25 protein-coding genes are annotated in these 24271 nt (G+C 42.5%); 10 read left to right on the top strand and 15 right to left on the bottom strand.

The genetic code is table 11. The features are described from left to right. The first annotated feature begins 159 nt into the window (after positions 1-159). The gene (locus KP803_RS21525; protein WP_248010930.1) at positions 160-1056 is read left to right on the top strand and encodes a homocysteine S-methyltransferase family protein; all 897 of its coding nucleotides are present in this window, start codon (positions 160-162) and stop codon (positions 1054-1056) included. Here the strand turns inward: KP803_RS21525 and KP803_RS21530 are convergent. Beyond that, positions 1053-1328 carry a nitrogenase-stabilizing/protective protein NifW gene (locus tag KP803_RS21530; protein ID WP_248010931.1) on the bottom strand — a complete coding sequence of 92 codons (276 nt, stop codon included), beginning with the start codon at positions 1326-1328 and terminating at the stop codon, positions 1053-1055. The two genes, KP803_RS21525 and KP803_RS21530, sit on opposite strands and share 4 nt — an antisense overlap. A 229-nt stretch (positions 1329-1557) precedes the next feature. Here KP803_RS21530 and KP803_RS21535 point away from each other — a divergent pair, with 229 nt between their 5' ends. Together KP803_RS21535 and KP803_RS21540 are read left to right on the top strand one after the other, a co-directional pair. Next, the gene (locus KP803_RS21535) at positions 1558-2349 is read left to right on the top strand and encodes a phytanoyl-CoA dioxygenase family protein (RefSeq protein WP_248010907.1); all 792 of its coding nucleotides are present in this window, start codon (positions 1558-1560) and stop codon (positions 2347-2349) included. Between the two features lie 321 nt (positions 2350-2670). Beyond that, positions 2671-3831: a PQQ-binding-like beta-propeller repeat protein gene (locus KP803_RS21540; protein WP_248010908.1), complete on the top strand. Its 1161-nt coding sequence runs from the start codon at positions 2671-2673 to the stop codon at positions 3829-3831. A 91-nt stretch (positions 3832-3922) separates the two neighbouring features. Here KP803_RS21540 and KP803_RS21545 read toward each other — a convergent pair whose 3' ends face one another. The 3 genes from KP803_RS21545 to KP803_RS21555 form a co-directional block, all read right to left on the bottom strand. Continuing rightward, positions 3923-5116 (bottom strand): acetate/propionate family kinase, encoded by a 1194-nt coding sequence (locus tag KP803_RS21545; protein ID WP_248010909.1) that lies wholly within the window; start codon positions 5114-5116, stop codon positions 3923-3925. Positions 5117-5443: 327 nt separating this feature from the next. Then, entirely contained in the window at positions 5444-5800 is a 357-nt protein-coding gene (locus tag KP803_RS21550) for a DUF2218 domain-containing protein (protein ID WP_248010910.1), read from the bottom strand. A gap of 121 nt (positions 5801-5921) precedes the next feature. Beyond that, positions 5922-7928 (bottom strand): TonB-dependent siderophore receptor, encoded by a 2007-nt coding sequence (locus KP803_RS21555; RefSeq protein ID WP_248010911.1) that lies wholly within the window; start codon positions 7926-7928, stop codon positions 5922-5924. Between the two features lie 115 nt (positions 7929-8043). On the opposite strand from KP803_RS21555, the gene KP803_RS21560 reads away from it, so the two are divergent. Next, on the top strand, positions 8044-9126 hold the full coding sequence (locus KP803_RS21560; RefSeq protein ID WP_248010912.1) for an AraC family transcriptional regulator: 1083 nt from the start codon (positions 8044-8046) through the stop codon (positions 9124-9126). A 29-nt stretch (positions 9127-9155) separates the two neighbouring features. Then, a complete protein-coding gene (gene cueR / locus KP803_RS21565) occupies positions 9156-9542 on the top strand; it encodes a Cu(I)-responsive transcriptional regulator (protein ID WP_248010913.1) in 387 nt (128 codons plus the stop codon). A gap of 12 nt (positions 9543-9554) precedes the next feature. Here the strand turns inward: cueR and KP803_RS21570 are convergent, their stop codons facing one another. Next, positions 9555-10553, bottom strand: a complete 999-nt coding sequence (locus KP803_RS21570) for a succinylglutamate desuccinylase/aspartoacylase family protein (RefSeq protein ID WP_248010914.1) — start codon at positions 10551-10553, stop codon at positions 9555-9557. A 305-nt stretch (positions 10554-10858) separates the two neighbouring features. Between KP803_RS21570 and KP803_RS21575 the strand changes: the two genes are divergently transcribed. Further along, positions 10859-11176 carry a DUF413 domain-containing protein gene (locus tag KP803_RS21575; protein WP_248010915.1) on the top strand — a complete coding sequence of 106 codons (318 nt, stop codon included), beginning with the start codon at positions 10859-10861 and terminating at the stop codon, positions 11174-11176. A 77-nt stretch (positions 11177-11253) separates the two neighbouring features. Here KP803_RS21575 and KP803_RS21580 read toward each other — a convergent pair whose 3' ends face one another. Further along, a complete protein-coding gene (locus KP803_RS21580; RefSeq protein WP_248010916.1) occupies positions 11254-11937 on the bottom strand; it encodes a DNA alkylation repair protein in 684 nt (227 codons plus the stop codon). A 390-nt stretch (positions 11938-12327) separates the two neighbouring features. On the opposite strand from KP803_RS21580, the gene KP803_RS21585 reads away from it, so the two are divergent. Then, positions 12328-12840, top strand: coding sequence for a P-loop NTPase family protein (locus tag KP803_RS21585; RefSeq protein ID WP_248010917.1), 513 nt, complete (start codon positions 12328-12330; stop codon positions 12838-12840). 136 nt (positions 12841-12976) lie between these two features. Here the strand turns inward: KP803_RS21585 and vctC are convergent, their stop codons facing one another. The 5 genes from vctC to KP803_RS21610 all read right to left on the bottom strand — a co-directional run bounded on the left by vctC (position 12977) and on the right by KP803_RS21610 (position 17712). Next, positions 12977-13732, bottom strand: a complete 756-nt coding sequence (gene vctC / locus KP803_RS21590) for an iron ABC transporter ATP-binding protein (protein WP_248010918.1) — start codon at positions 13730-13732, stop codon at positions 12977-12979. A gap of 5 nt (positions 13733-13737) precedes the next feature. After that, positions 13738-14688: an iron chelate uptake ABC transporter family permease subunit gene (gene vctG, locus KP803_RS21595; RefSeq protein WP_248010919.1), complete on the bottom strand. Its 951-nt coding sequence runs from the start codon at positions 14686-14688 to the stop codon at positions 13738-13740. Further along, positions 14678-15616, bottom strand: a complete 939-nt coding sequence (gene vctD / locus KP803_RS21600) for an ABC transporter permease (RefSeq protein ID WP_248010920.1) — start codon at positions 15614-15616, stop codon at positions 14678-14680. Before vctD ends, vctG begins: the two co-directional genes overlap by 11 nt. A 26-nt stretch (positions 15617-15642) precedes the next feature. Next, on the bottom strand, positions 15643-16572 hold the full coding sequence (locus tag KP803_RS21605; RefSeq protein ID WP_248010921.1) for a siderophore ABC transporter substrate-binding protein: 930 nt from the start codon (positions 16570-16572) through the stop codon (positions 15643-15645). A 69-nt stretch (positions 16573-16641) separates the two neighbouring features. Beyond that, positions 16642-17712 carry a PQQ-dependent sugar dehydrogenase gene (locus KP803_RS21610; RefSeq protein WP_427916980.1) on the bottom strand — a complete coding sequence of 357 codons (1071 nt, stop codon included), beginning with the start codon at positions 17710-17712 and terminating at the stop codon, positions 16642-16644. A 151-nt stretch (positions 17713-17863) separates the two neighbouring features. On the opposite strand from KP803_RS21610, the gene KP803_RS21615 reads away from it, so the two are divergent. Further along, positions 17864-18469 carry a sugar O-acetyltransferase gene (locus KP803_RS21615; protein ID WP_248010923.1) on the top strand — a complete coding sequence of 202 codons (606 nt, stop codon included), beginning with the start codon at positions 17864-17866 and terminating at the stop codon, positions 18467-18469. A gap of 152 nt (positions 18470-18621) precedes the next feature. Here the strand turns inward: KP803_RS21615 and KP803_RS21620 are convergent, their stop codons facing one another. The 3 genes from KP803_RS21620 to KP803_RS21630 all read right to left on the bottom strand — a co-directional run bounded on the left by KP803_RS21620 (position 18622) and on the right by KP803_RS21630 (position 20643). Continuing rightward, positions 18622-19461 (bottom strand): isopenicillin N synthase family dioxygenase, encoded by an 840-nt coding sequence (locus KP803_RS21620; RefSeq protein ID WP_248010924.1) that lies wholly within the window; start codon positions 19459-19461, stop codon positions 18622-18624. 251 nt (positions 19462-19712) lie between these two features. Continuing rightward, positions 19713-20270 carry an RNA-binding S4 domain-containing protein gene (locus KP803_RS21625; protein WP_248010925.1) on the bottom strand — a complete coding sequence of 186 codons (558 nt, stop codon included), beginning with the start codon at positions 20268-20270 and terminating at the stop codon, positions 19713-19715. 130 nt (positions 20271-20400) lie between these two features. Beyond that, positions 20401-20643 (bottom strand): YgjV family protein, encoded by a 243-nt coding sequence (locus tag KP803_RS21630; protein WP_248010926.1) that lies wholly within the window; start codon positions 20641-20643, stop codon positions 20401-20403. Positions 20644-20975: 332 nt separating this feature from the next. Between KP803_RS21630 and KP803_RS21635 the strand changes: the two genes are divergently transcribed. Beyond that, positions 20976-21371: a PPC domain-containing DNA-binding protein gene (locus KP803_RS21635; protein ID WP_248010927.1), complete on the top strand. Its 396-nt coding sequence runs from the start codon at positions 20976-20978 to the stop codon at positions 21369-21371. Between the two features lie 95 nt (positions 21372-21466). Here the strand turns inward: KP803_RS21635 and KP803_RS21640 are convergent, their stop codons facing one another. Continuing rightward, positions 21467-22378, bottom strand: a complete 912-nt coding sequence (locus KP803_RS21640) for a DMT family transporter (RefSeq protein WP_248010928.1) — start codon at positions 22376-22378, stop codon at positions 21467-21469. 570 nt (positions 22379-22948) lie between these two features. Here KP803_RS21640 and KP803_RS21645 point away from each other — a divergent pair. Continuing rightward, positions 22949-23350 (top strand): DUF6228 family protein, encoded by a 402-nt coding sequence (locus tag KP803_RS21645; protein WP_248010929.1) that lies wholly within the window; start codon positions 22949-22951, stop codon positions 23348-23350. The last annotated feature ends 921 nt before the right edge of the window (positions 23351-24271 follow it).

Consider the following 24271-nt stretch of genomic DNA (forward strand, 5'->3'; position numbering starts at 1 on the left):
TATCGCCCTCCTCAATCATTGTTATTATTGCTGCTGATTATTATACATCCTGAGTTCATATTAATAGACGTGAACCTAAAGAGCCTTATTAAGCTCGCATGTACAAGCCAGAAGTTCCGTAGTAATGTTGCTGAAAAAGAATCAATTGGAAGTACTACGATGTTCACTCTTTTAGACGGTGGCATGGGCCGTGAATTAAAACGTATGGGTGCCCCCTTTTCTCAACCGTTATGGAGCGCTCAAGCTCTTATTGAATCGCCACAACATGTTAAACAGGCGCATCAACGATTTATCGATGCCGGCTGTGATGTGATTACCGTAAACAGTTATGCGTGTGTACCGTTTCATTTAGGAAATGAGCGTTTTGAAACGCAAGGGAAAGCGCTAGCAACCATCGCTGCGAAACTTGCTCAAGAAGTCGCAATCTCCAACTCGAATGTAAAAGTCGCAGGAGCATTACCACCAGCACTGGGTTCTTATCGACCAGATCTATTTAATAGAGAACAAGCAAAACCAATATTAGAAGCCTTGATAGAAGCTCAATCTCCTTTTGTTGACTTATGGATTGTTGAAACAATCAGCTCAATTGAAGAGTTCAACCTAGTCTCTACGCTGCTTTCTAATACCGACAAGCCTGTTTACTACGCTTTTACTTTAAAGGACAGTTTAGAGTCACCCGCTCAATTACGTTCTGGCGAAGAGATAGAAAAAGTTGCCGAAGCCGTTTTCACGAGTAATGCGAAAGCGCTTTTGTTTAACTGCTCTCGCCCCGAAGTAATGGGTAATGCCATCTTAAACAGCAGAAAGGTCTTTAAGCAAAATCAAGCCAACATCGAGCTTGGGGCGTACGCGAATGGCTTTACTCCGATAGAAGATGATCATTTAGCGAATGATGGTTTATCTGCAATTCGCGATGACCTCTCTCCTGTGCAATATTTAGAGTTTGCTAAGCAGTGGCTTGAGTCTGGGGCATCTATCATTGGGGGATGTTGCGGGATCCACCCTGAGCATATTTCCGAATTAAACCAATTCAGGGGCGAAGCAAATAATCACTAACGTCGCTGGCACGATGTACAACCGCGACAAGCCGAACGGGTGCTTTTATCCAAGCGCCCGCGCTGAATTTTACAGTAGGCATTTTTAAGTGCTCGACGAGCAGAGAACCAATCATCTGGTTTTTCTAGAATAAGGTACCCGTTGAAACGTTTGGTCAATGGAATTCGATATTCATCAATAAAGTGGCTATCGAAGCTAATATCAAAATACTCTAGCGCCTGCTCTATCGAGGTAAATCCAGCTATTTTCTTACTAATATCAATTTGGCTCATAACGTACAACAGAACAGGAATTAACAACGCCAGCTTAGAAAAAGCCGCCTGGTTTGTCATTGAGTTCAATCATAGTTCGATTCATTAGCTAACCACTCAACACTTCCAATCCACAGCAGGGAACTGGCCGTAACGAAGTTTTAATCTCTGTATTGAATAACGCCAATCTGGCATCATGAGTAAATGAATGTCCATGCTCAGTTAGCAGTACAGTATGTGAAGGTAGTCCGTGGTAGAAAGCAGTCAACAATTAAGTAACCGTTACGACAACGACGGTTACTTTGTTATCAGAAATTATTTCAATGAAACTCAAATATCATCGCTAAGAAATGTGGTGTTGAAATTCCATGAATTATGGAAAGCAGACAATGAAGAGTTTTATGAAACCGAAGCGTTTAATTCCTCTTTAATTACGGGAAGTGAATATCTATCCCCCGAAGATAGAACCGTGCTTTTTAACTTCATCAGCTCGAAGAAAGTCATGGAAGTGGTCGATGCGGTGATACCCAACAACCCTGCGTTCATGAATACCCAGCTGTTCTTCAACCCAGTGAACCCGAAACAAAAAGACTTTTGGCACCGTGATTGTCAATACGACTATGATATTGATGACCAAATGAAAGTGATATCAGAAACACAAGTATTACACCTTAGACTTCCTTTATTTGATGAGCCCGGTATGGAGATAATCCCTGGAACGCACAAACGGTGGGATAACGAAGAAGAGTACAATGTTCGCCAAGAAGAGAATGGTAAAGTAAGCAGCGATAGTCTCTCTGGCGGTAAGAAAATTGCGCTTTCTGCGGGCGACTTGTTGGTGTTTTCAGCAGATATGATCCACCGAGGTTTATACGGATTGGATCGTTTGGCACTGGATATTTTAATATTCGATTCAGCGTCTGATTATGTGGATTACGTCGATGACGATTGCTTACCCACTCAGTCAATGATCAATACGATGACCGACTCAAGATTATTTCAAAATACGCTACAGCTAAAATCAATGGTGTGCCCTCAATAAACAAGCAATATTTCAGGCTTGTAAGTCAATATCGCCTTAACTTTACTCTCAACCTTAATCAAGACAAGTGAGTAGAATCCAAGAGACATACCGTAATAACGTCTTATTTTACAATGCTTGTTAATAAGGAAACTGGTAGAGCCGTGGTCATCGGCTCCACCAACTTTCATAGCTCCAGACAACCCCATTGCAACAAAACCATTTCCATTGTGAATGCACTCGAATCATCCATATTATGCGCTTTATTTCATTGTGACTGATCTTGTAATTTAGACTAATTACTACTAATTCGATTTTTACTACTAAATAGAGGGACGCCCAATGGTTAAAAAGTTTGGAATTACTCTGCTTACTAGCTTTCTCATATTATGGGGAATAAGCAGTTCCGCACAAGATAATGTACCCACCCCACTAAATAGCGACTGGCATTTTGAAACAAACGGTTCAATATGGTCTTCAATTATTATTGATGAAGGTATCGCCTTTTTTGGTAGTGACGATGAGCATGTTTACGCCGTTAATGTTGATACCAAATCACTACTTTGGGCATTTAAAACCAAGGGTAAAGTGCGTTCAACAGCTGCCATCGATAGTGACTCTGTTTACTTTTCCAGTGACGATGGTTACCTCTATTCCCTTTCAAAAAAAGCCGGAGAGCTCAAATGGAAAAGCTCCCTCAATGACGGTGATGTTGAACGTATAGAGCCTGCTAAAACAGCTCCTTATCGATATGACTTCTATAAATCGTCTCCTTTAATCATCAATGAAACCATTTACGTTGGTAGCGGCGATAGTCACCTATACGCAATTTCAGCCAAGAGTGGCGAGGTTGTATGGAAGTTTAAAACAGGCAGTATCATACGTTCCACACCCGCTTATTCTGATGGTTTGTTATACGTGGGATCCTTTGATTATGGCGTCTACGCTATTGATGCGAATACAGGCAAACAAAAATGGCTGTTCTATACAAATGGAATCATCAACTCTTCCCCAGCAGTGATTGAAGGTAAGGTGATTATCGGCTCTCGAGACACCTCACTTTATGCTCTTGATGCGCAATCTGGAGAAGAAAAATGGAGATATCGATTTGTCGATCGTTCTTGGGTCGAATCTAGCGCCACGCAAAGTGATGAACGGGGTGTTTTCTATATCGGAAGTTCTGACTCTAAAAGAGTTCTTAAGATAGACATAAACACTGGTAAAGAGATCTGGAGTTCTCCAACTCTCGGTTGGACTTGGGGCAAACCTTTTTATCATCAATCACAAATATTCATTGGCTCGACTGGCGCTAAAGGGTATTGGAATGATGTGAATCCCGGCTTTCTATCCATAGATGCGAAAACAGGCACCGCTACCCACCAATATACCCCACAAAAAATTGATGGCTATGTTACCGGTGGCGTCTTTGGTAGCCCTTCTATTTTTAACGACAAGCTCTACGTTCCCGACCTTGACGGGCGACTTTATGAGTTTGACCTCTAATCTATTTTATTAACTGACAGTCATTGCCGAAACAACAAAAAAGGCCGATCCTCTTTCAAGGTTCGGCCTTTTGCTAACTAAATCTAGCTTGTTACAGAAGTTCTACCGACTGCTGAGCAATAACGAACTCTTCATTGGTAGGAATTACCATTGCCACAGCACCTAGAACTTCAGATTTAGCGATGATACCTGCAGCGCCAAAACGTGCGTCTTCATTGCCTTTTTCATCTTCAACAAAGCCTAGAAGGTTTAGGTTCTTCAAGATTTCACGACGAATCGGTAGTGAGTTCTCGCCAATGCCACCCGTAAAGATGATTGCATCTAAGTGGCTGAGTGGAATCATATATGAACCGATGTATTTCGCAACGCGGTAAGTGAACACTTCGAACGCGAGTTTCGCGCCTTCATGGCCGTCTTCCATCGCTTCTAAAATGCCACGAGCATCAGACGTTAGGCCAGAAACACCCAAGAAACCTGATTTCTTGTTTAGCGTGTCGAAGACTTTCTCTTGGCTCCAACCTTTCTTCATTAGGAACTCAATAATGCCTGGATCTAAATCGCCAGAGCGAGTACCCATCATTAGGCCAGCAAGCGGCGTGAAGCCCATTGACGTGTCAACAGATTCGCCGTTTTCAATCGCACAAACAGAAGCACCGTTACCAAGGTGTACTGAAATAAAGCTCGCTTCTTCTACTGGCTTATCAAGCATTTTTGCCGCTTCACGACTTACAAAGTAGTGGCTTGTACCGTGGAATCCGTAGCGACGAATCCCGTACTCTTTGTATAGTTCATTTGAAACCGCACCAGTGAACGCTTTTTGAGGCATTGTTTGGTGGAATGCTGTATCGAAGACGGCGAATTGTGGAAGGCTTGGGAAAGCCTTCATCGCCGCTTCAATACCAATAGCACCGGCTGGGTTGTGGAGCGGAGCAAGATCAGACAAGCTCTCAATTTCAGCAAGTACTTCTTCATCAATGCGAATTGTTGAAGTAAATTTCTCTCCGCCGTGAACAATACGATGTCCTACAGCAACGATGTCTTTATTGAAACCTAGTGTATCAACGAGGGCGACAATACGGTCGATGGCATGCTGATGATGACTATCAGGAGCAGTGATTGCCTCTTCTGTTTTTTCGCCATTGTATTTCCAGCTGATAACCGCTTCAGGCATTCCAAAGCACTCACCAAGACCTGTGACGATATCATCACCACTATTTGCATCAATAACAGCAAACTTTAAAGATGAACTTCCAGAGTTGATGACTAGAACAAACGAGTTCGACATTTAATATGTATCCTGTTTCGGGCTGAGAGACGAAGCCAACGCTTCAATTTTTATGTGCCTCTATTATTCAATAATTTTTTAATGTTTCAACTTTGTTTTAAACTTTATTGCTAAACATGCAATTTAAATTGATCTAGCTCAAGTTGAGTTTTTATTTTAGTCACGAAATATATCATCACCCATTGTTAGAACACCTACATGTAGCAGTGTTTTTCTAGGGTTTATACTAAATGTACGCCACATTTGAGTAAGCCGTAAGTATTAGAGCGACTAAAAAATAGTTGAATAAAGTAAAACAAGATGTGCAAAAACCAAGCAACATAGAAACTAAACAGCTCTCCATTTTATATCTAACTGCTCTCTTCTCGAGTAGGTATCCATATGTTGAGAGATGATTGATTTTTGATGTTCTAGTTGCTCGGCACTCATAGAAGCACACACAAACGTGAGCTCATTTTCCTCCACATTGGCATTCATGGAGGTAACTCCAACAGGAAAATTCACTATGCCATTTGTCTCGTCCCATTTAGCGTCTACTTTGCGAGCAAAGTGTCGGCATAAAACAGTGATGTAATTGCTTGCGTGTTGAGATTGAATTGTCGCTTTTGCAACAAATCGAAGTTCATCACAATCGAGTAATGATACGGATTGTTGCACTGAGTCAGTTGAGTTTTCCATGGTCATAATAATTCGTTTTGTATCGTTGAGTTAGCGTAGGAAAGTATATCGGCTCACTCAGTTCAATGATCAATAACTGAGCGAGCCTAGTTTGAAACTAACGATAAACCGCTAGTAAGAGGTGAGATTAAAATTGGTAAGCAGCAGACAACTTGTAATTGCGGCCAGGTTCATAATCATCGGTTTGCGTTGCGTTTCTACCCGCAGTACCACTTCTAGACGCATGAGAAACATAAGCTTCATCAAACAGGTTATCGATACCGAACGTCACCGATAAGTTATCGATCTGAGAAGGCAGCCATTGTGCATAGAGGTTATGAACGTTATAGCTCTCTTTCACATCATTACCTTCAAATACGTTATCTTCTTCAAGTACCACTATCGATGTCCAACCAAACAGCGTATTTAATGAGTCTGAATGATAATCTAACGTTACCGCAATGCTGTCACCCACATCTAAGCTTCGACCATTACCATCGTCCACAGGTAAGCCTGAATCGGTATATTTACTGTCAGACTTGGAATACGAAAGCTTGGCTGCCAACTGTTCATACCCATAAGTAGTGCTCAACTCAAAACCTCGGATCTCAATGTCTCCACTGTTTTCCATTGCAAGCGTGCTGTAATCTGATGCCCACGTCTCGACAATATAGTCATCAATATTGGTTTGGAATGCTGTGAAGTTTACGCCGTAACGATGCTGACCTTCACGATTGTTATAGCTAAAGCCTGCTTGCGAATTCAGACCCGTTTCCGCTTTGATATCGTCAGCAAGGTAAGTCACATCTTGATAACGAACAAATGTTTCCAGAAGTTCAGGGCCTTTGAATAAACTGCGAGAGTTTGCGAATACTGCCCAGTTTTTATTGATGTCCCAATGCGTACCCAATGACCACGTTAATTCATCAAAATCGTGCGTACCGGTTTCTGCTTTACGCTGATAGTCATCATAACGAAGTCCGCCCGTGACGGACCAACTATCAACAAGATAAACCTTCTCCTCTACAAATACCGCGGTTGATATCGCTGATTCATCCATGAACTCAACGCCACCGTAAGCGCTACTACTCGACTTATCCATGTAATCGAGACCATAGGTCAATTCGGTATCTAAGTCCGCAACCACAAAGTCAGATTGGAATGTCGCATTAAGACCCGTGTTATTGTTATTTGCCGTGTTCACTGACTCTCGTTGATGCCTTGCCCAACCAGTTTGGCTCTCATCTCGCTCTATCTCTGTTTCTGTCGAATAGAGCGCAACCTTTCCTTTATGTTGTTCGGTATCAAGCTTGTAGCTTAGTGTTACGGTGTTCCGTTTATAGACGGTAGGTAGCAGTAATTCGCCAGATATTTCTTCGTTGGCATTCCCATTAAGATCAGGACGCGGGTTATAGTCACCTTCATCGTTATAAAGATCGTAAGCAAACTCAAAGCGATGATTCTCTGAGGGTTCAAAGCCGAATTTCGCCATGACATTGTATACGTCCCCAGCGGCACCAAAGCTTTCGTCACCATTCCCGTCTTTAAAGTTGTCACGACTGACTAAGTGACCATAAACCATGGCATCCACTTTCTCACCCAACATTCCATAAACAGTCATTGAGCCTTGTTGGCTGTCGTTAGAAGCGTAACCACCAAACACTCGCGCACCAAACGTTTCACCGTAACGAAGTAAATCGGTCGCATTCTTCGTTTCGAAATAGACAGCTCCGCCCAAGCCACCTTGAGTCACAGAGTTGTTACCAACTTGGATATCCACAGACTTCAATATGTCAGGGTTCAGTGTTAAGTTACCAATGTGATGAAACATATTGGCATGTTGAGAAGCGCCATCTAATCGAATATCTAGATTCGTTTCGTTTAACCCACGAATATTGATGCGCTGATTGAGCGAATGCGTTCCGCCAACATCCACACCTGGAATATCACGTAACAGATCAGACATATGATCCGCTTGTTTTAGCGACATATCATCTGCACCAATCGACTCCGAGCTACTTGAGACTTTAGTTCCCCAAACAACAACTTCTTCAAGGTGATAAACGTCTTCTGCAAGCGCCGTATTTGATAGTGCGAGACCAATAGCGAGAGAAACAAGTGACTTTCTTTGAGGATAAAACTGGAACTTTTCCATGTAACCTTTCCTAAATGCAAATGATAATAATTCGCAAGAATGATAGATTCCATTTCTATTATCGGAAAGGTAAATGAGTTATGCAAAATCACACACTGCTTATGGAAAATCGTATATGACTAAAAATCCCACTAACAGATCAAACACAAAGCGCCGTGCCCATGATAAAAACCAGAAAGCGAAAATCAGAAAGATTGCATTGACGGAGAAAATAGAAGATACAGAAAAGCAGTTCATCGTCAGCAGAGGTGAGAAAAACAGTTCTTCCCTCGTCGAGGGACATTTTGTCTCCTATGACTGTGGTAATGGATTTACGATCCATGGAGGCGACAGCCATGAGTTAATAAACTCCAATATCATCTCTGTAGCGCCCAAATCGATGATCATCACCATTCTGCTTGAAGGACAGCTTGAATTTGCCTACGACGACTTGAGCTTTGATCTCGATACCTCTTTCGACGTTGAGCAATCTGAGCGACACAGTGATAGCCCCTTGTCGGTGAAAGAGCATAGAGCGAAAGCTGTCATGGTCAATTTAACCAAACCCGCCAACTTTCGTCGTCATATTCGGAAAGGGCATAATATACTCAAGCTTAATTTGGTCTTTGAGCCTCAATGGATAAAAGCACGTTTAGGCGATAAGTGCCCTTTTAGTCAATTTCTACAGGTGCATAAAAATCACTCACAACTAACGATTGGTTCTGAAGCAACAAAACTGGCTAAACAGATTATTAAATGTGGTCTTCCGATGACGTTTAAGCAAAAACTGGAATTTGAAAGCCTTTCCTACTCACTCCTCTCTACGCTTTTGTGTCAATTCACGTTATGTATGCAATCGAATCCAATTCAGAAGCCTTCGAAAAAGGACAATGCTCCAGGAAAGGTTGATAGCCGTGTCGAAGAGATCATTGGCTTTATCGAATCTCAGCTCGACCATCCATTATCATTGGAGAATGTCGCGTTACGATTTTCTATGAGCGTATCGAATCTTCAAAGGAAATTTAAACAGCAATTTGGTTTGACAGTGAACAGCTACATTCGATATCGTCGGCTTGAAATCGCAAAACAACACTTAGAGCAAGGTTTAGTCAGTGTAACGGAAGCAGCGTATGAAGCGGGATATCAACACCCTGCCAATTTCACTCACGCGTTTAAAAAGACCTTTGGCCGCCCGCCAACCACTTATGCCAAACTCTAGAGTGATTACAAATAAGACTGAGGCACAACATGAATATAGGTACCGTTTCAAAGCGCACTGGTTTATCAAGCAAATCTATCCGCTTGTATGAAGAGAAAGGGATCATTAGTGCACCCATTCGAAGCGAATCAGGTTACCGAGAATATTCTTCTAAAAACGTGCAAGAGCTGAGCTTAATAGCACGAGCTAAAAACGCAGGATTTTCACTGCTGGAATGCAAAGAATTAGTCCAACTCGCCCAAAATCCAAATCGCAAAAGCAGCGAAGTCAAATCAAAAACAAAAGAGAAGCTTGATGAGATTCAAATGAAAATTGACGAGCTCACCGAGATAAAAAATCAGCTCGAAAACTGGGTATCAGCGTGCCCAGGAAATGCAGACAGCCAATGCCCTATTATTGATGACTTGACTAAGTAAAAGAGAAAGCGGCTAACGTATCAGCCTCACGACTAGTGAACCTGGTGCGCGAACCGACTCAACGTTGTGACTAATCACCGTGCCATTAACAGGAGCCGTATAGGTCTCCACTTCATCACCAAAACTGTTGTATTGTTTCGCGAGAATTTGCCCCTCAATAACCTTGTCTAGCAGTGCAACCTGACAAATAACAAAGCCTCCCTGTTTTGCTCTAACACTGATAATCTCGCTACCTTCAACACATTGAGTATCATTGATTTCAACGCTTCCGGTTATTAGTTCGTAGGATTTCAGAATATTGAGAATACCATGAGTAGCGCGGTCGACCATTTTCAAGTCTGTATAGCGCCCAACCCCGACTTCAATCGTTATCGACGGGATACCCGCGCGGTTATAAACCGTTTCAAGAATCCCTGGGTCACCGGGATCATTCAAAATCACATCAGGATTAATCAGTCTCGCCATACGTATAGAGTCTTCCAAACGGTAATCTGCAAAGGCATACAATGGGTAAGTTGAACCGCTGGTTTGAGAGTGTAGATCAATAGCCAAATCAGCGTTCGGCTTTAATAGGTTTTCCCACAAGCTATTGGCATAACGACTGGCGTCATCTCCGGTTGCACTACCGGGAAAGCTTCGGTTTAGATTAGCCGATGAACTATCAGGGGCTGCGGAATGGAAATCGCGACTATGACGTGCAATACCCGACAAGTTTACTGTTGGTACAATCGTCACGGTTCCAGCTAGATCAGTATCAACCAGACTTCTTGCTAATTGTTGCGCGGTTAAAATGCCATTTTGCTCGTCACCATGAATACCCGCTGTAATCATGATTCGTTTACCCGTTTTTTTTCCTTTAAACACACGAACGGCGAGTGTTTGAGGGTGACCAATCGCATCGGTCGCTACAGCAAACCAAAACTTGTGCTCGCCTGCTTCAAGGGCGTTCACATCGAGTGCTTGAATGGTTGGGTACATAGGAACAATACATTCGTTCAACGAGTGGGACATCAACTTTTCCATGGTTAAAACATTGCTCAGTTATATTAACCTACTTGCCACTTTTTGGCTTTGTTAACTCATATTGGCATGATTGAATTCAAACCAGTGACTCTGTTTTACCGCTTCTCATCACAACCCACGCAATGGTTCAAAAATAGGACACCAATAATTTCTAAGCAGCGTATATTATTAGTAAACCCAAACCTACTGCTAACATACATAATAATCAGCTATAGGTGTACGGCTCATTTGGGTGCTTAAATCGTCAGTTTGGTTTTAATAGCACTCATACTAGTATTCTTGAGAATCAGGATATGATCAGTCACCTTCTAGAAACGATGGCGACAGTAGAAAGTGCATTCCCAGATTCACATATGAAGATCCTGAAAGAAGGCGGTTTCGATGTTGTATTAAGCAGTGAATACAGTGCTGAAACTAAACACCTGATTAGTTATGCGGGAAAGTACCTAGTATTACTTGTTAAAGGTCAGATAGAACCGATAAATCAAGAGCACCAACATTTCGCCAACGTTGTTCAAGGAAAAGCTCCCGCCACTAACAGCTTAGAGAATGAGTTCATACTGTTTATGCAGCAATACCCCAAATTGGTCGCTTCTGCTTTATCTGATTAACTCACGTGTATCGATTAGGCTCTCTTCCCTACATCATTCTATGGGTGCTCAAGAGCCTATTCGATCGAATATTTGAGTTAAACACGCCCCTCTTTTTTGAGCCACTTTAGCCCTTCTCGTTGCGCCAAACCTTGAATGTTTTGAGTGTTGATGAAATCGATAACGGCATTGGCATCGGTCTTGGAATACTCTCTCAGCACCCAACCTATCGCTTTTTGAATGAAAAACTCTTTGTCTTCCTGATTCTCTTTGATTAAAGCGAACAAGAGTTCGGTATCGGTGTCTTGTTTGAATTTCAATTGATACAGCAGCGCCGTACGCCTTAGCCAGATATTCTCAGAGTGACGCCAACGCTCTATATACTCAGACGTCTCTTGTGGGTAGCGAAGAAAAAAGCTGCTCGCTATGTGTGTGGCCAACATATCAACCGTGTCCCACCATGAATGCGTCGTTATCCAGCGCTCTAAATCGGGCAACATCGATACCGGTAATTGTTTCTTTAACTTGATCAGAAGATCAACCGCAACCAATTGAAACTCACGCTCAGGCATCGCCCAAAGCTCATCAATAATCTCAGGGAGCTCTTCAATAGAAGGCACTTCATCTTTGGAAAACAACGCCTTTAATGCCGCTCTACGAGGGCCAGATTGAATACCATAGAATTCAAACTGATCCCGTAAATAGGATTTCATAAACTGGGCGTTTTCAGCATTAGCAAGAGGTACCAATGCTGCTTGTGTCCTTTTAATCCAAGGGTGCATACTCTTTTCCACCTGTCAGTGAGAGATATTGTTAATGAATAAGCCTTCAGCAATAAGTTGATAGTACCACTTGGATTAAAGTAGAAATGGAAGGTCTCTTCAAATGCTGATTATTTTAGAACTGCACTCTCAATTTAATGCACAGCCGTTGTTGTCAGAATTGAAAAACACAGAGTCGTGGAATTTTTGACCAACTTGACGGTTGACTTGCTAACACACATCCCGCAGGATAAAACGATGAAAGCAAATCGCACGCAATCACAACAACGAATTATCATCATTCTATAAGAATGGTGGGATTGTTGATGCGTTAAATATTACTCAAACCCGCCCAAGAGGCGGGTTTCCTCTCTCTGTCTCATGGGTTTATTCTTAGCTCTAGGAGGTCACATGAGGAAAATAGCGGTATTTGGCAAACCAGGCAGCGGTAAGTCTACGTTTAGCAAAAAGTTAGCAGCCCAAACCAGCATTCAGTTACATCAATTAGACTCGATTATCTACAAAGCCAATGGGGAGTTAGTCGACCGTAAAACCTACGATAAAACGCACCAAGAAATCACCTCTTCAGAGAGCTGGATCATCGATGGGTTTGGCCCAATTAGCTCTTTCTACGAGCGACTTGAAGCGGCCGACACGTTGATCTATATCGACCTTCCTTACGTTATCAGCTATTGGTTTGTGACTAAGAGGCTATTAAAAGGTGTATTGGTGAAACCTGAGGGGTGGCCAGAAGGAAGTTCAGTTTTAAAGGGGAGCTTTGCTAGCTACAAAATGTTAAGACTGAGCCCTAAGTTTTGGAACGCAGACTTGGTAGCAAAATTAGAAGAAAACTCAGAAAATAAATCGTTAATTATCGTGCGTTCAACGCGTGAACTGGAACGCTTACTTGATGATATTAGCTAACCAGAACTCTAAATCATGGCGCTAACAAAGGCACCGACTTTTGATCGTTTATCATAACGGAAAGCTTGGTGCCTTTATCTACTGTTTTTCGTTACTGTCTTTCACCATTTTTAGTGACTCCGTTCAAATACACAGTCTAATAGTAGGTGCACATCCTCTGCCCGTTCACTTCAACGATGTTAAATGGCGTTTCATAGATTTCAGCCAACACATCCGCTTGAATAACCTCTTCTACCCTGCCATTCGCGACGACTTTTCCCTGTTTAAGCGCGATAATAATATCGGAATAACAGGCAGCAAAGTTGATGTCATGAATCACCACGACCACTGCTTTTTTCATTTCGTGAGCTAGCTTTTGAATATTACGCATGATCTGTAACGAGTGTTTAATGTCTAGATTGTTCAGGGGCTCATCAAGAAACACATAATCGGTGTCTTGAGCGATAACCATGGCGATGTAAGCAAGCTGTCTTTGCCCGCCACTGAGCTCATCTAAATATTTGTGTTGAATCGCGGTAAGATCTAAATACTCAATAGCACGTTCGATGACCCCTTCATCTTCATTGGTCAGCTTGCCCTGAGAATAAGGAAAGCGACCAAAAGAGACCATTTCTCGCACAGTAAAGCGCATAGTGACGTTGTTTGATTGCCTCAACACGGCCAACTTCTTTGCCAACTCTTTAGTGTCCCATTCAGCAATCTCTTTGCAGTCGACAAAGACCAGGCCCTGATCTTTCGAGACTAATCGGCTTGCCATAGAGAGCAAGGTACTTTTCCCTGCTCCATTAGGGCCAATGATGGAGGTTACTTTGCCTTTTTCAAATTCGGCACTGGCCGTATCAACAACTCTGTTATCACCAAATACCTTGGTCAGTTTTTCTAATTGAATCATCGTGTTTAAGTCACTTTGTTACGAAGCAGCATTGAAAGGAAGTAGATACCGCCAATAAAATTAATCACCACGCTTAACGTGGTAGAGAAGCTAAATACGTTCTCAACAACCCATTGCCCGCTGAGTAAAGCCCCCACAGCAGAAAGCGAACAAGCCACCAGCAAAACGCTGTGTTTGTATGTGTGGAACAACTCTCTGGTTAAGTTCGTTACCAAAATTCCGAAGAACATAATTGGGCCAATAAGTGCGGTCGAAATGGCAATCAGTACCGCTGACAGAACCAATACTCGCATCGTGACTTTTCTGACATCCACACCCAAACTGATTGCGTTGTCTTTATCTAACCAGAACACATCGAGCTGATAATGCATGCGATATAAGCTCACACAGACCAATGACAGCAAAGGCACGCATGGATAAACCAACTCAACCTTAATATTGTTAAAGCTGGCAAACATACTCGATTGCACAGACGCAAAATCATTGGGGTCCATCAGCATGATTAGAAATGATGAGATATTGGAAAACAGCTGCCCAAGTATCACCCCTAGTAACAAAAGAGCAATGAGGTTATGCCTCTCGCTTCTGAAGTAGAATGAAAACAACAGCAGCGAGAATCCGAGCATGATGACAACAGACAAGGCAAAATTAACGTAGGCATTTAGAACCAATACGCTAAATCCACCAAACATGGCGATGACAAACACTTGTGTCAGCATATAAAGCGAATCAAAACCCATGATGCTTGGTGTCAAAATACGGTTATTGGTGATAGTTTGAAACGCTAAGGACGACTGGGCAATGGCAACGCCTGCTAATACCATGGCGACTACCTTTGGCACTCGGCGTGACAAGAAGTATTGGTAGTTATCCGCTGTTAATCCAAGCCCGATAAATAGGCCAGCAAAGAGTACACAAAACAGTATCAGTAGTATGAGTTTAGTTCTATCCTGCATTTTTTTGACCTCGCAGAATCAACGCGCTAAACACACCACCACCAAGTATGCTGATGATCATTGAGATCGGAATTTCATAAGGAAAAATGATCACTCGGCTTGCCAAATCACACACCAACACAACAATTGCGCCAAGAATTGCGGTCAGTGGAATGTTCTTTCTCAGGTTATCCCCAAAATAATGGCTTACTAAGTTCGGTACGATTAAGCCGAGAAACGGAAGTTGGCCGACAATCATGACCACCGTTGCAGACATAACCGAGACGAGTATTACGCCTATCACGACGACCTGCTGATAATTCAAACCCAGATTCACAGCAAAGTCTTTACCGATACCTACCGCCGAGATTCGAGCCGCATAAAGGTAGCTAAAAATGGCGACAGGAAGTGCAATGTAGAGCAGTTCAAAATCACCTTGCAGAATGTTGGCAAAGTTCGCTACCGCCCAACCAGACATATTTTGTACGGCGTCATACTTATAGGCGATAAAACTCGCTACGGACTCAACAACATTACCAAAAATAATACCGATAAGCGGAACAAAAATGGCGTTCTTAAATTGAATACGCTGGATAAATTGAATAAACACTAAGGTGCCAAGCATGGCGGTCGTAAATATCAATAAGATATTGTTACCATCGCCAAATAACACAAGGCTAAGCACATAGCCTAGCATTGCACATTCAATCGTTCCTGAGGTTGAAGGAGCTGCAAATCGGTTTTGACTGATCTGCTGCATAATAAGACCCGCAATACTAAGCCCTGCACCCGCGAGTAAAATCGCCAGAAGCCTAGGAAGACGGCTTAAGATAAGCAATTCCCACGCTTCCGAACCTCCGTTAACCAGTGAGTTAACACTTAAGTCGCCCACCCCAACAAACAGTGAGAGCGCACTCAGCAGCACCATACCAAGCAATAACCTTTTCACAGCTAACCTCTGCTTGAACCGAAATCTTAATTAAGACCGATGGAATTTTTCACATCCACAACCATCTGCTCTGTCGCTGTCACACCCGCAATAGAGAGATACCAGGCATTGATGTCGAGGTAAGTCATATGGCCATTTTTGTAGGCATTCGTCGCTTGAACTAGCTCATTTTCAAATTCAGCCTGAGTATTACTTTTACCTTTGTTCACCAACTTGTCTTTATCGATAATGAGCAAGGTAGATGGGTTGGTTTTACCGATGAATTCATAAGAGATTAAATCGCCATGACGGGTTTGTTTGATGCCCTGAACAGTTTCATTAAATCCAAAATCTTTATAAATCGCAGAGAAGCGAGAATTTTCACCAAAGGTAGTGATGTTGCCGCCTGAACTCATCACAGTAAGCGCATCAACACTATTGTCTTGGTTATGATTGCGAATGGCATTGAACTGTTGATCGAGTGCATCGATCTTCTGCTCTACTTTATCTGAGATATTGAATACTTTACCAAGGTTGCGCCACTGCTGCTGAGTGCTTTTCCAATAGCCTTGGTCTGCTTCAGTTGCGAAAACGATTGTAGGGGCTATTTTACTGAGTTCTTCGTAGCTGCTTGCACCACGAGCGCCAACGAGAATGACGTCTGGCTTCTGCGTGAAAATAGCTTCAAAGTCAGGCTCAAACAAACTGCCTGAAGACACGTACTGATCAGATTTATATTTGCTCAAATAGCCAGGTAATGTTGCCGCTTTTGAGATGGCGACTGGATCGATACCAAAGCTGTCTAGGGCATCTAACGCCCCTAACCCTATAACAACTACTCTTTCGGGTTCTGACTCTACCGTCGTCACACCTAATCGATGGGTTACCTCGACTAAGTTTGCTGCAATAGCGGTAGTGGTTAATGAAAAGAATGACGCGATAGCGCCGACGATTAGAAGCCCAGCCTTGAGTCTCATTTGTAATCCCTAATGCAAATCATTTGTATTTAGATTCGCGAATATACATAGAATGCTTAGGGATATCAACTAACGCTTTAGTTTGTATAGATTTCCATGATCGGTACTGAAATAAATATCGCCTGAATCGGAGATTTCAATATCACGAATACGCTCACCTAGCTCAGACAAGATTCGCTCTTCAGAAATCGCATTCCCTTGCTCATTGAGCGTGACGATATTGATATGGGTTAGCTTCAATGCACCTGACAGCAGTTTTCCATCAAGTTCAGGAAATTTCTCACCTCGATACAGAACTAAGCTTCCAGGGGCGATGGATGGAACGTAAATTTTAACGGGCGCTTCAATTCCCTCTTTTTCAATGGGTTCTCCTACTTGAATCGGCCCCCAGTACTCCTTGCCAAAAGAGATTTCTGGCCAACCATAGTTCGCCCCTTTTTTAATCAGATTGATCTCATCGCCACCGCGCGGGCCATGTTCAATCGACCATAAGTCTTGTGTCTTAGTATCAAAAAACAGACCTTGTGGATTACGATGACCGTAGCTCCAGATCTCATCTAATACAGCATTATCGTTCACATAAGGGTTGTCTTTTGGTGTTGTACCGTCTGGGTTAACTCGCAAAATCGCCCCAGCATGAGTAAGCGTGTTTTGACCGTTCTCTCTCTCGCCTCGATCACCAATGGAAAAATATACACTGTTAGCATCAAACGCGATGCGACTGCCAAAGTGCCTTCCTGTATCAGTGCGTGACTCAGACACCAATAAATCTCGCCAGTTCGTCAGCTTTCCATTGTGGTAACTTGCTTGAGCGAGTGTCGTCACCCCTTCTCCATCCACATCTTTGCTGTAGGTAATATAGACTTGATTCGCTTCAAAGGGAGACATGGTGATATCGAGTAAGCCGCCCTGCCCTTTGGCCCAAACGTTAGGAACGTTTAGCAATAATTGGTGTTCTCCAGTGACAAGGTTTACCTGCTTAACCCCTCCATTTCTCTCAGTCACGAGCATGGTGGTTTCGTCGACATACGCAAGCCCCCAAGGTATGGCTAAGCCACTTGAGACCTTCACTGCGCTCCACGCCAGTGCACTGCTTTGAACGAATAGTGGAAGTAACGCTAACCCCATACGTAAATACATTTTCATTACTCAAAACCTCAATACCAAATCTAAATGAAATTGTAGCCTGCTTAGCATAAACAACTGAGATCACTTGAGTTAAATTTTGACATCTCGCAGGATAAACACACTAAAACTTAACCTATAGTCAATTGATGCCGCGGGGAAAAATATGGACAGCAAGGACAAATTACACAGTCAAAACGTCTATTTTTGCAACGATGAAAACCTTTTCAATGAACAGACACAATGTCTAGATAGACTGTATGACTTTAATCATACAAGGCCAACAGAAGGCGCTAAGCGACAAGAAATTATGACCGAGCTTTTTGCGGAAGTTGGAAAGGATTGCTATATCGAGCCCCCTCTTCAAGCAAACTGGGGCAAACACACCCATTTAGGAAATTGTGTATACGCCAACTTCAATCTGACCTTGGTAGATGACACGCATATCTATATTGGTGATCACGTCATGATTGGCCCTAACGTAACCATTGCTACAGCAGGACACCCAATCGACCCTGAGCTAAGACAAGAGATTGCTCAATTTAATATTCCAGTGACCATTGGAAAAAATGTGTGGATTGGTGCCAACTCAGTGGTTCTTCCCGGCGTTACCATTGGTGAAAATACGGTTATCGGCGCTGGCAGCGTGGTGACAAAAGATATCCCATCTAACGTCGTTGCGGTGGGGAACCCTTGTCGAGTATTACGAGAGATAGGCGAGCACGATAAAGAGTATTTCTATAAAGATCGTAAGATAGATCTGGTTCGTTAATCCGCCATCAAGTAACGGTTAACCGAGGTAAATTGAAAGACTCTAGCGTTTGAATTAATTACATCCTTGCATCCGATTGGATCGCGATTAAAGGCATGAAACTATCAGCTTCATGCCTAGTAATTAGCTTTTTTCTTTTTGCTTGAAGTCTTTTAAATCACACCAAGCTCACGTAAGCGTTCCATTAAGTAACTGTCTGCAGTGTGACGTTCTGATAACACCACTTCCGGCTTAGGGTGTAAAAACAACGGTAGTGAGATTCTAGAGTGCTCTTGACGTTCGCCTGTTGGGTTAACAACGCGGTGAGTCGTACTTGGAAAGTAACCACCAGACGCCTCTTGAAGCATGTCGCCAATGTTAATGATTAAGTTACCAAAGTCACAAGGCACATCTAACCAATCCCCTTCTTTGGTTTTTACTTGTAAACCAGGTTCGTTAGCAGCAGGAAGCACCGTCAATAAATTAATGTCTTCATGCGCGGCAGCTCGAATAGCACCAGGCTCTTCATCACCAGTCATTGGTGGATAGTGAAGAATACGCAGCAATGTTTTCTCACTGCCATTGATCATTTCAGACAAAGCAATCGAGAATTTATCTTGAACTTCTTTTGGTGCGTGCGCCTCCACCCAGCCAAGTAGCTCTTCTGCAAAGGCATTCGTACGCTCGTAGTAATCCATGATTTGAGCTTTTAACTCGTCAGGTATTTGCCCCCAAGGGTAAACATGAAAGTACTCTTTAATGTCTTTTACATTGTGGCCTTTCGCAGTTTCGGACACGCTTGGCGGGAAGTAGCCGTCTTGTGTTTCTACGTTGAATTGGAACTCATTTTTACGCTCTGTTGAGAAAAACTGATACCAGTTTTCATAGATAGACTCGACTAGCTCCTTTGGAATTGGGTGATTTTTCAATACACCAAACCCTGTTTCTCTAAGTGACTTTACAAATTGCTCGGCGGCATTTTCAGCGTTGTAATCGACGGTGTCTAATTTCATGACGGCTCTTTTTATAGTATGTGAATAGTTCTATTTATTTTGTTGAGAGCTTAATTTTAAAAGTGGCCTAGATGTAAATCAAACTTTAATGAATTGAGAAATAGAACCTACCCGACATTTGAGCCCATGAGAGGGTTTTCAACATAAAACGTATACGTTGTGAAGGTTCATTACTTGATAGGAAAGAAATAGTGCCGAGCCTGATATCAATAGGAATTACCCGCTTGGCACTATTTGAACTTTATAACGCGTTAAAAGAAATCTATTGAGCCTCTACCGCCCTTATTATTCTTGCGTTCTGTTGACTCTTCCGCGTTCGGCTTTTCTGCTTTTGCATTTAGCTTATGAGGCGCATTCTTTGCAGCAGCCTTTTTCTCGGCTTTTTTCTTTTTCTCTGCTTTCTTTTCAGCTTTCTTTTTCTCTTTTTTCTTCGCTTCTTCTACGGCCTTTTTCTCGGCCTCTTTTTGTTGCTTATCTTGAGGTTCGGTTACTGGCGCATCGCAAACGACAACGTAATATTCTTGGTTGAATTCAAAGAAGTCACCATCATACATTTTACGACGCTTACGTGTTTCTAACTCACCATTCACGGCGACATAACCTTCAGAAATAACGTGCTTAGCTTCGCCACCGCCACTCACTAAGTTTGCGATTTTAAATACTTTATATAATTCGATTGGATGAGAAGAGACATCAATACCAATCGCTTCGATTTCAATTTCCTCACCGTCATGTTCCTCTTCATGAGAAGCATCATCGTAGTTAGGTTCTTGATAGTTTTGATCTTGATCGTATTGGTCTTGATTCATAGTAGTATCGCTAATTTTTTAGTTGTCTTAATGAGTATGATCGGCAGTGTATACGTTCGCTTAGCACAAATAAACTAAAGTTGCTTTCTCCCCTAGCCTCACTCCACCGAGCATAGATTTAGACGGCTACTCACATAATAGACAATGGTTTTTTAATATGTACTCGGTAGTAACCAACAAGGTTGCTTATAACAAAGAGAATATCCATTAGCACGGCAACTGGGGTGCCAACAATAACGTTATGGACGCTCCACACAATGACACCCAATAGCATCAAACACCGCATAAGCTTGTCATTACGAGTAAATGATGCTTTTGTGAGAAGCAGAGACGCTATCCCCGCTAAGATTTGAGATGCGATAAATAATGACACATGTCCTCCAGAAGGCGACGTTGGTAAAGCGAGTAAACCGTAAAATTTACTTAGGGGTGCACTTAAGATCGACGGTCGTAAAAATGTTTAACATCAATTCTTAAACGCATTTAAAACACAAATTAGGAATGACTATTTGGGGAGGTAAGTCGAGAATGCTTGAGAGGATAGATTCGTACGATAAGTATCAGAGAAGATTAGGCTTGCTAAACAGAGCATGACTTCGTTCCTTATCGTTGTAATCGTAAAAATTGAGGGCAGCAGTGTATACTCTCACTGCAAACAAATAAACCACCGTTGTTTTTAATTCAAGTCTTTAACGGAACCAACTCATGCTGACACCCATTGCAATCAGGCTCACCAAGGGCGCTGATTTAAAACATTCAATCGCCAACATTGTTGCTGAGCATAATATACAAGCAGGTACCATCGCATCTTGTGTGGGTTGCCTTTCTAACATAAACCTTAGACTTGCTGGCGCTAACGAGACCCTATCGGCTAATGCGCAGTTTGAAATCGTTTCAGTGATGGGAACACTCACCCCTGAACATCAACACATTCATATATCACTGGCTGATAAAGACGGCCAAGTTTGGGGTGGGCACTTACTGGAAGGCAATATTGTAGAAACAACAGCGGAGTTGATTATTCATCACTATGAGAACTTAACCTTCTCTCGTGAGCATGATGAAGACACCGGCTACACCGAGCTCGTAATTAAACAATGAAGCAACGCAAACGTAGTTCTATTTAACGCGATTCCAAAAAAGAGTGGCAGAAAAAGGGGCAGACAAAAAGCTGGTATGCACCTTTTTCTGTATGGTTAATTTTTCTTGTTAATCCTCACTACCGCATAGACGACCAATATCATTCCCATTCCGTGCCAGTGTGTGAACGATTCATCCAGTAGAAGAATGGCAAATAATGCCGTCACCGCGGGCCCAATGTTACTAGTTAAACTCAGAACCGATGGGGTTAACCTCGCCATTGCAGCGGCAACAAAATACGAGGGCAAAACTGTACAAAAAACCCCAATCATTACCCCCATCCAAATCAGCTCATTGGGCATTTCTGTAAATTGTGCGCCTTGAAGCTGATATTGCGCCATGATGACGATGCCCGCGCTGCCCATACCAACGCTTGTAAACAGCTGCGCCCCCATTTTGCTAATGAACTTTTTGCTCAGTACTAAGTAGATGGCAAAGATCAACGCAGAGGCTATCGCCATCGCACTACCTAACCATACTTGATGACCAAAAGAGCTGAAATCATGCATTACAATCATCGCTACGCCCACATACCCTAAAGCAATAGATGTAAGTGTTCCTTTGCGAGGCGCTTCTTTTAGAATGCCCCAACTGATGAAGACCACAAACGATGGAAACATGAAAATAAGCAGACGTTCTAACTGCGCCGAAATAAAATCCAAAGCCAGAATGTCGAGCAAAGAGGCGCAGTAGTACCCTAAAACCCCAACCAAAGCAGCTTGGAGTCCATACTTTTTTAATTTGCTACGTTTATCAGGATCCCAGCATAGCCATAGCAGTATCGCGATATAGAGAGGAAGAGAAGACGCTGCTCTAAGGCTCATGATTGAAGTGGCATCACCGCCAACTGAATACGCGAGTTTGATAAGTACAGGCTTAATTGAAAACAGCAGTGTGCCAACTAAGGCGTAAAGGATACCTGTTCGATAGTCTGACGAGCCTTGTTTGGGAATCGATGCGTCGTTCATTATTACTTCCTTGACGTTGTTTTAAAAGCTAAGTTCAAGGCTGTGAGAAAACGACATCCGGCTGTTTTACTCACAGCCGGAAACGGGAAACTCTACCGACTGATGGGCATAAGAAGAAGTAGCCAGAGAGATAGAGGTTGAAAAATCATAAGTGACTCTTTAAAAATGATGATTTTTTAAACTAAATCATCTAGGTTATTGGATCAACCTAAACCTAGTCGATAATTGTAAATTGCAACGTAAGAACGACTCCTTCATGGTATTCGCCCCCTCCTCTCTTGAAGATGTTAAGGCGATCTTTAAATCAACAAATACCTAGTGGGCATCTAAGCAAAAAGCACTGTTAATTCGTACAAACCTCTTTGTCGTTAAGTTAGAAATAAGTTATACGGAAAAATTCCATATTTTGTGAAGAGTAGCAAGCTTACCTATTCTTAATTCACTGATTTGCATAAGCAAATGATTTAGTATAGAAATCATCCTGATTATTAGGTGGCGGTAGCGTGGAAGACTATCTGGAAAGTTTCCGTCTAAAAAGCGTTAGCTGTTTTTTAAAAGGTCGCGTAACATATGAAAATTACCAATGGTGATGAGATAATGATTGAGTTTCATTCGCCGGAAATAGATTCAACGGGCTGGGTAGAATACTACTCTTTATCACTGTCTGGTGTCGATATGAGTTCGTCTATTCGAGTATGCAACCCTCCGTATGGTGAAAGTCCATCGGATTTTTTCTCCATGCTTGCGAACAATTGGAAAGGTTGGGTCGGCGAGAAAAATTGGGCTTCATTGGAAGGAGAGTACTCTCTGTCAGCTAGTGTAGATAGTACTGGTCATATTACTCTCATAACTAAGGTGTTTTCAGGAAGCCGTGTGCCTTTCTGGAGTTCAGAAGTAGCACTTATTATTGAGGCAGGGCAAATTGAGTCAATAGCGAATGGCTTCAAAGACTTCCTGCATACAAACAGCTAACAAGGCGTTTAAGGCAGATTCCCAACGCTTGGCGTTTTGCATTCTTTGCATTCTAAGCTGGGTTAAGTGTTTACGGTGCAAGGGTTAGTTGAGGTGGTTAGCGTTGCTCACTACTTAACGCGGCGTTAGTCGGCTAAAGCTTTGAAAGTTTTTGGGTTAAGGCTCGTTCATTATTCGTCGCCCTATCCTTTACCGGCAACGTTTTTTGGTGCAACTGGATCGCATGACGTTAATGCTCAATTTAGGCCGCTTCGTTTGGCCGAGTCAAATGTTGAGTTGTTGCCTAAATAGGTTCTACAAATTGCCAGTAACGTTCTTAATAACAAAGGCTTGTGCCAATAATCAGTATTAAACGGCAAAGCCACCGACTAACAAGTTAATTAAGTGGACTTATCAACGCTGGGCATTTTCGGCTTGGAGTCTGATAGGCTCGGTAAATCTAGTGGTTACAGCCACTTATTAAGGCGTTAGTTGAAGTTCGAAAACCAATAAACGAATCTTGAAAATATTAAGGGTTATTAGCTCTAGCAACACACCTGATACGCCCTGCCTTTCAGCTATCTCGCCAGTGGCACTGGCCGTCTAGTGCGTGAATCCACCTTTCGCAGTTTACTGAAGTGGTTGTGCTTGTTTAGTTCTTTGGCGCGGTTTCTTTGGTTTAGATATCACCCCAAATAACCAAAGTTCAGCGCACTTGGCTGTCGACTTCATCTCCAGAATTCTTTGCAAAATCACCTCTGCGTCAGCGCATTTATACCAACGATCATTTCTTCTTTACCAAGTTCGTTTCGTGCGTTGGGTTTCAGTTCTCAACTGCCCCATTTGCATTCGTAAGTGAAATCAATAATCTAAAACTAATTAGCACTTTAGCTCACAAGTCAGCTATGGCGCAGCAACTAACAAGGCGCTCAACAGTGACCC

The organism is Vibrio amylolyticus (assembly GCF_023145695.1).
Classification (GTDB): Bacteria; Pseudomonadota; Gammaproteobacteria; order Enterobacterales; family Vibrionaceae; genus Vibrio; species Vibrio amylolyticus.

Bases quoted from the DNA above. Each gene is read 5' to 3' on its own strand.
- KP803_RS21525 (WP_248010930.1), top strand. From the start codon at position 160: ATGTTCACTCTTTTAGACGGTGGCATGGGCCGTGAATTAAAACGTATG.
- KP803_RS21530 (WP_248010931.1), bottom strand. From the start codon at position 1,328: ATGAGCCAAATTGATATTAGTAAGAAAATAGCTGGATTTACCTCGATA.
- KP803_RS21540 (WP_248010908.1), top strand. From the start codon at position 2,671: ATGGTTAAAAAGTTTGGAATTACTCTGCTTACTAGCTTTCTCATATTA.
- KP803_RS21545 (WP_248010909.1), bottom strand. From the start codon at position 5,116: ATGTCGAACTCGTTTGTTCTAGTCATCAACTCTGGAAGTTCATCTTTA.
- KP803_RS21550 (WP_248010910.1), bottom strand. From the start codon at position 5,800: ATGACCATGGAAAACTCAACTGACTCAGTGCAACAATCCGTATCATTA.
- KP803_RS21555 (WP_248010911.1), bottom strand. From the start codon at position 7,928: ATGGAAAAGTTCCAGTTTTATCCTCAAAGAAAGTCACTTGTTTCTCTC.
- KP803_RS21560 (WP_248010912.1), top strand. From the start codon at position 8,044: ATGACTAAAAATCCCACTAACAGATCAAACACAAAGCGCCGTGCCCAT.
- cueR (WP_248010913.1), top strand. From the start codon at position 9,156: ATGAATATAGGTACCGTTTCAAAGCGCACTGGTTTATCAAGCAAATCT.
- KP803_RS21570 (WP_248010914.1), bottom strand. From the start codon at position 10,553: ATGTCCCACTCGTTGAACGAATGTATTGTTCCTATGTACCCAACCATT.
- KP803_RS21575 (WP_248010915.1), top strand. From the start codon at position 10,859: ATGATCAGTCACCTTCTAGAAACGATGGCGACAGTAGAAAGTGCATTC.
- KP803_RS21580 (WP_248010916.1), bottom strand. From the start codon at position 11,937: ATGCACCCTTGGATTAAAAGGACACAAGCAGCATTGGTACCTCTTGCT.
- KP803_RS21585 (WP_248010917.1), top strand. From the start codon at position 12,328: ATGAGGAAAATAGCGGTATTTGGCAAACCAGGCAGCGGTAAGTCTACG.
- vctC (WP_248010918.1), bottom strand. From the start codon at position 13,732: ATGATTCAATTAGAAAAACTGACCAAGGTATTTGGTGATAACAGAGTT.
- vctG (WP_248010919.1), bottom strand. From the start codon at position 14,688: ATGCAGGATAGAACTAAACTCATACTACTGATACTGTTTTGTGTACTC.
- KP803_RS21605 (WP_248010921.1), bottom strand. From the start codon at position 16,572: ATGAGACTCAAGGCTGGGCTTCTAATCGTCGGCGCTATCGCGTCATTC.
- KP803_RS21610 (WP_427916980.1), bottom strand. From the start codon at position 17,712: ATGTATTTACGTATGGGGTTAGCGTTACTTCCACTATTCGTTCAAAGC.
- KP803_RS21615 (WP_248010923.1), top strand. From the start codon at position 17,864: ATGGACAGCAAGGACAAATTACACAGTCAAAACGTCTATTTTTGCAAC.
- KP803_RS21620 (WP_248010924.1), bottom strand. From the start codon at position 19,461: ATGAAATTAGACACCGTCGATTACAACGCTGAAAATGCCGCCGAGCAA.
- KP803_RS21625 (WP_248010925.1), bottom strand. From the start codon at position 20,270: ATGAATCAAGACCAATACGATCAAGATCAAAACTATCAAGAACCTAAC.
- KP803_RS21635 (WP_248010927.1), top strand. From the start codon at position 20,976: ATGCTGACACCCATTGCAATCAGGCTCACCAAGGGCGCTGATTTAAAA.
- KP803_RS21640 (WP_248010928.1), bottom strand. From the start codon at position 22,378: ATGAACGACGCATCGATTCCCAAACAAGGCTCGTCAGACTATCGAACA.
- KP803_RS21645 (WP_248010929.1), top strand. From the start codon at position 22,949: ATGAAAATTACCAATGGTGATGAGATAATGATTGAGTTTCATTCGCCG.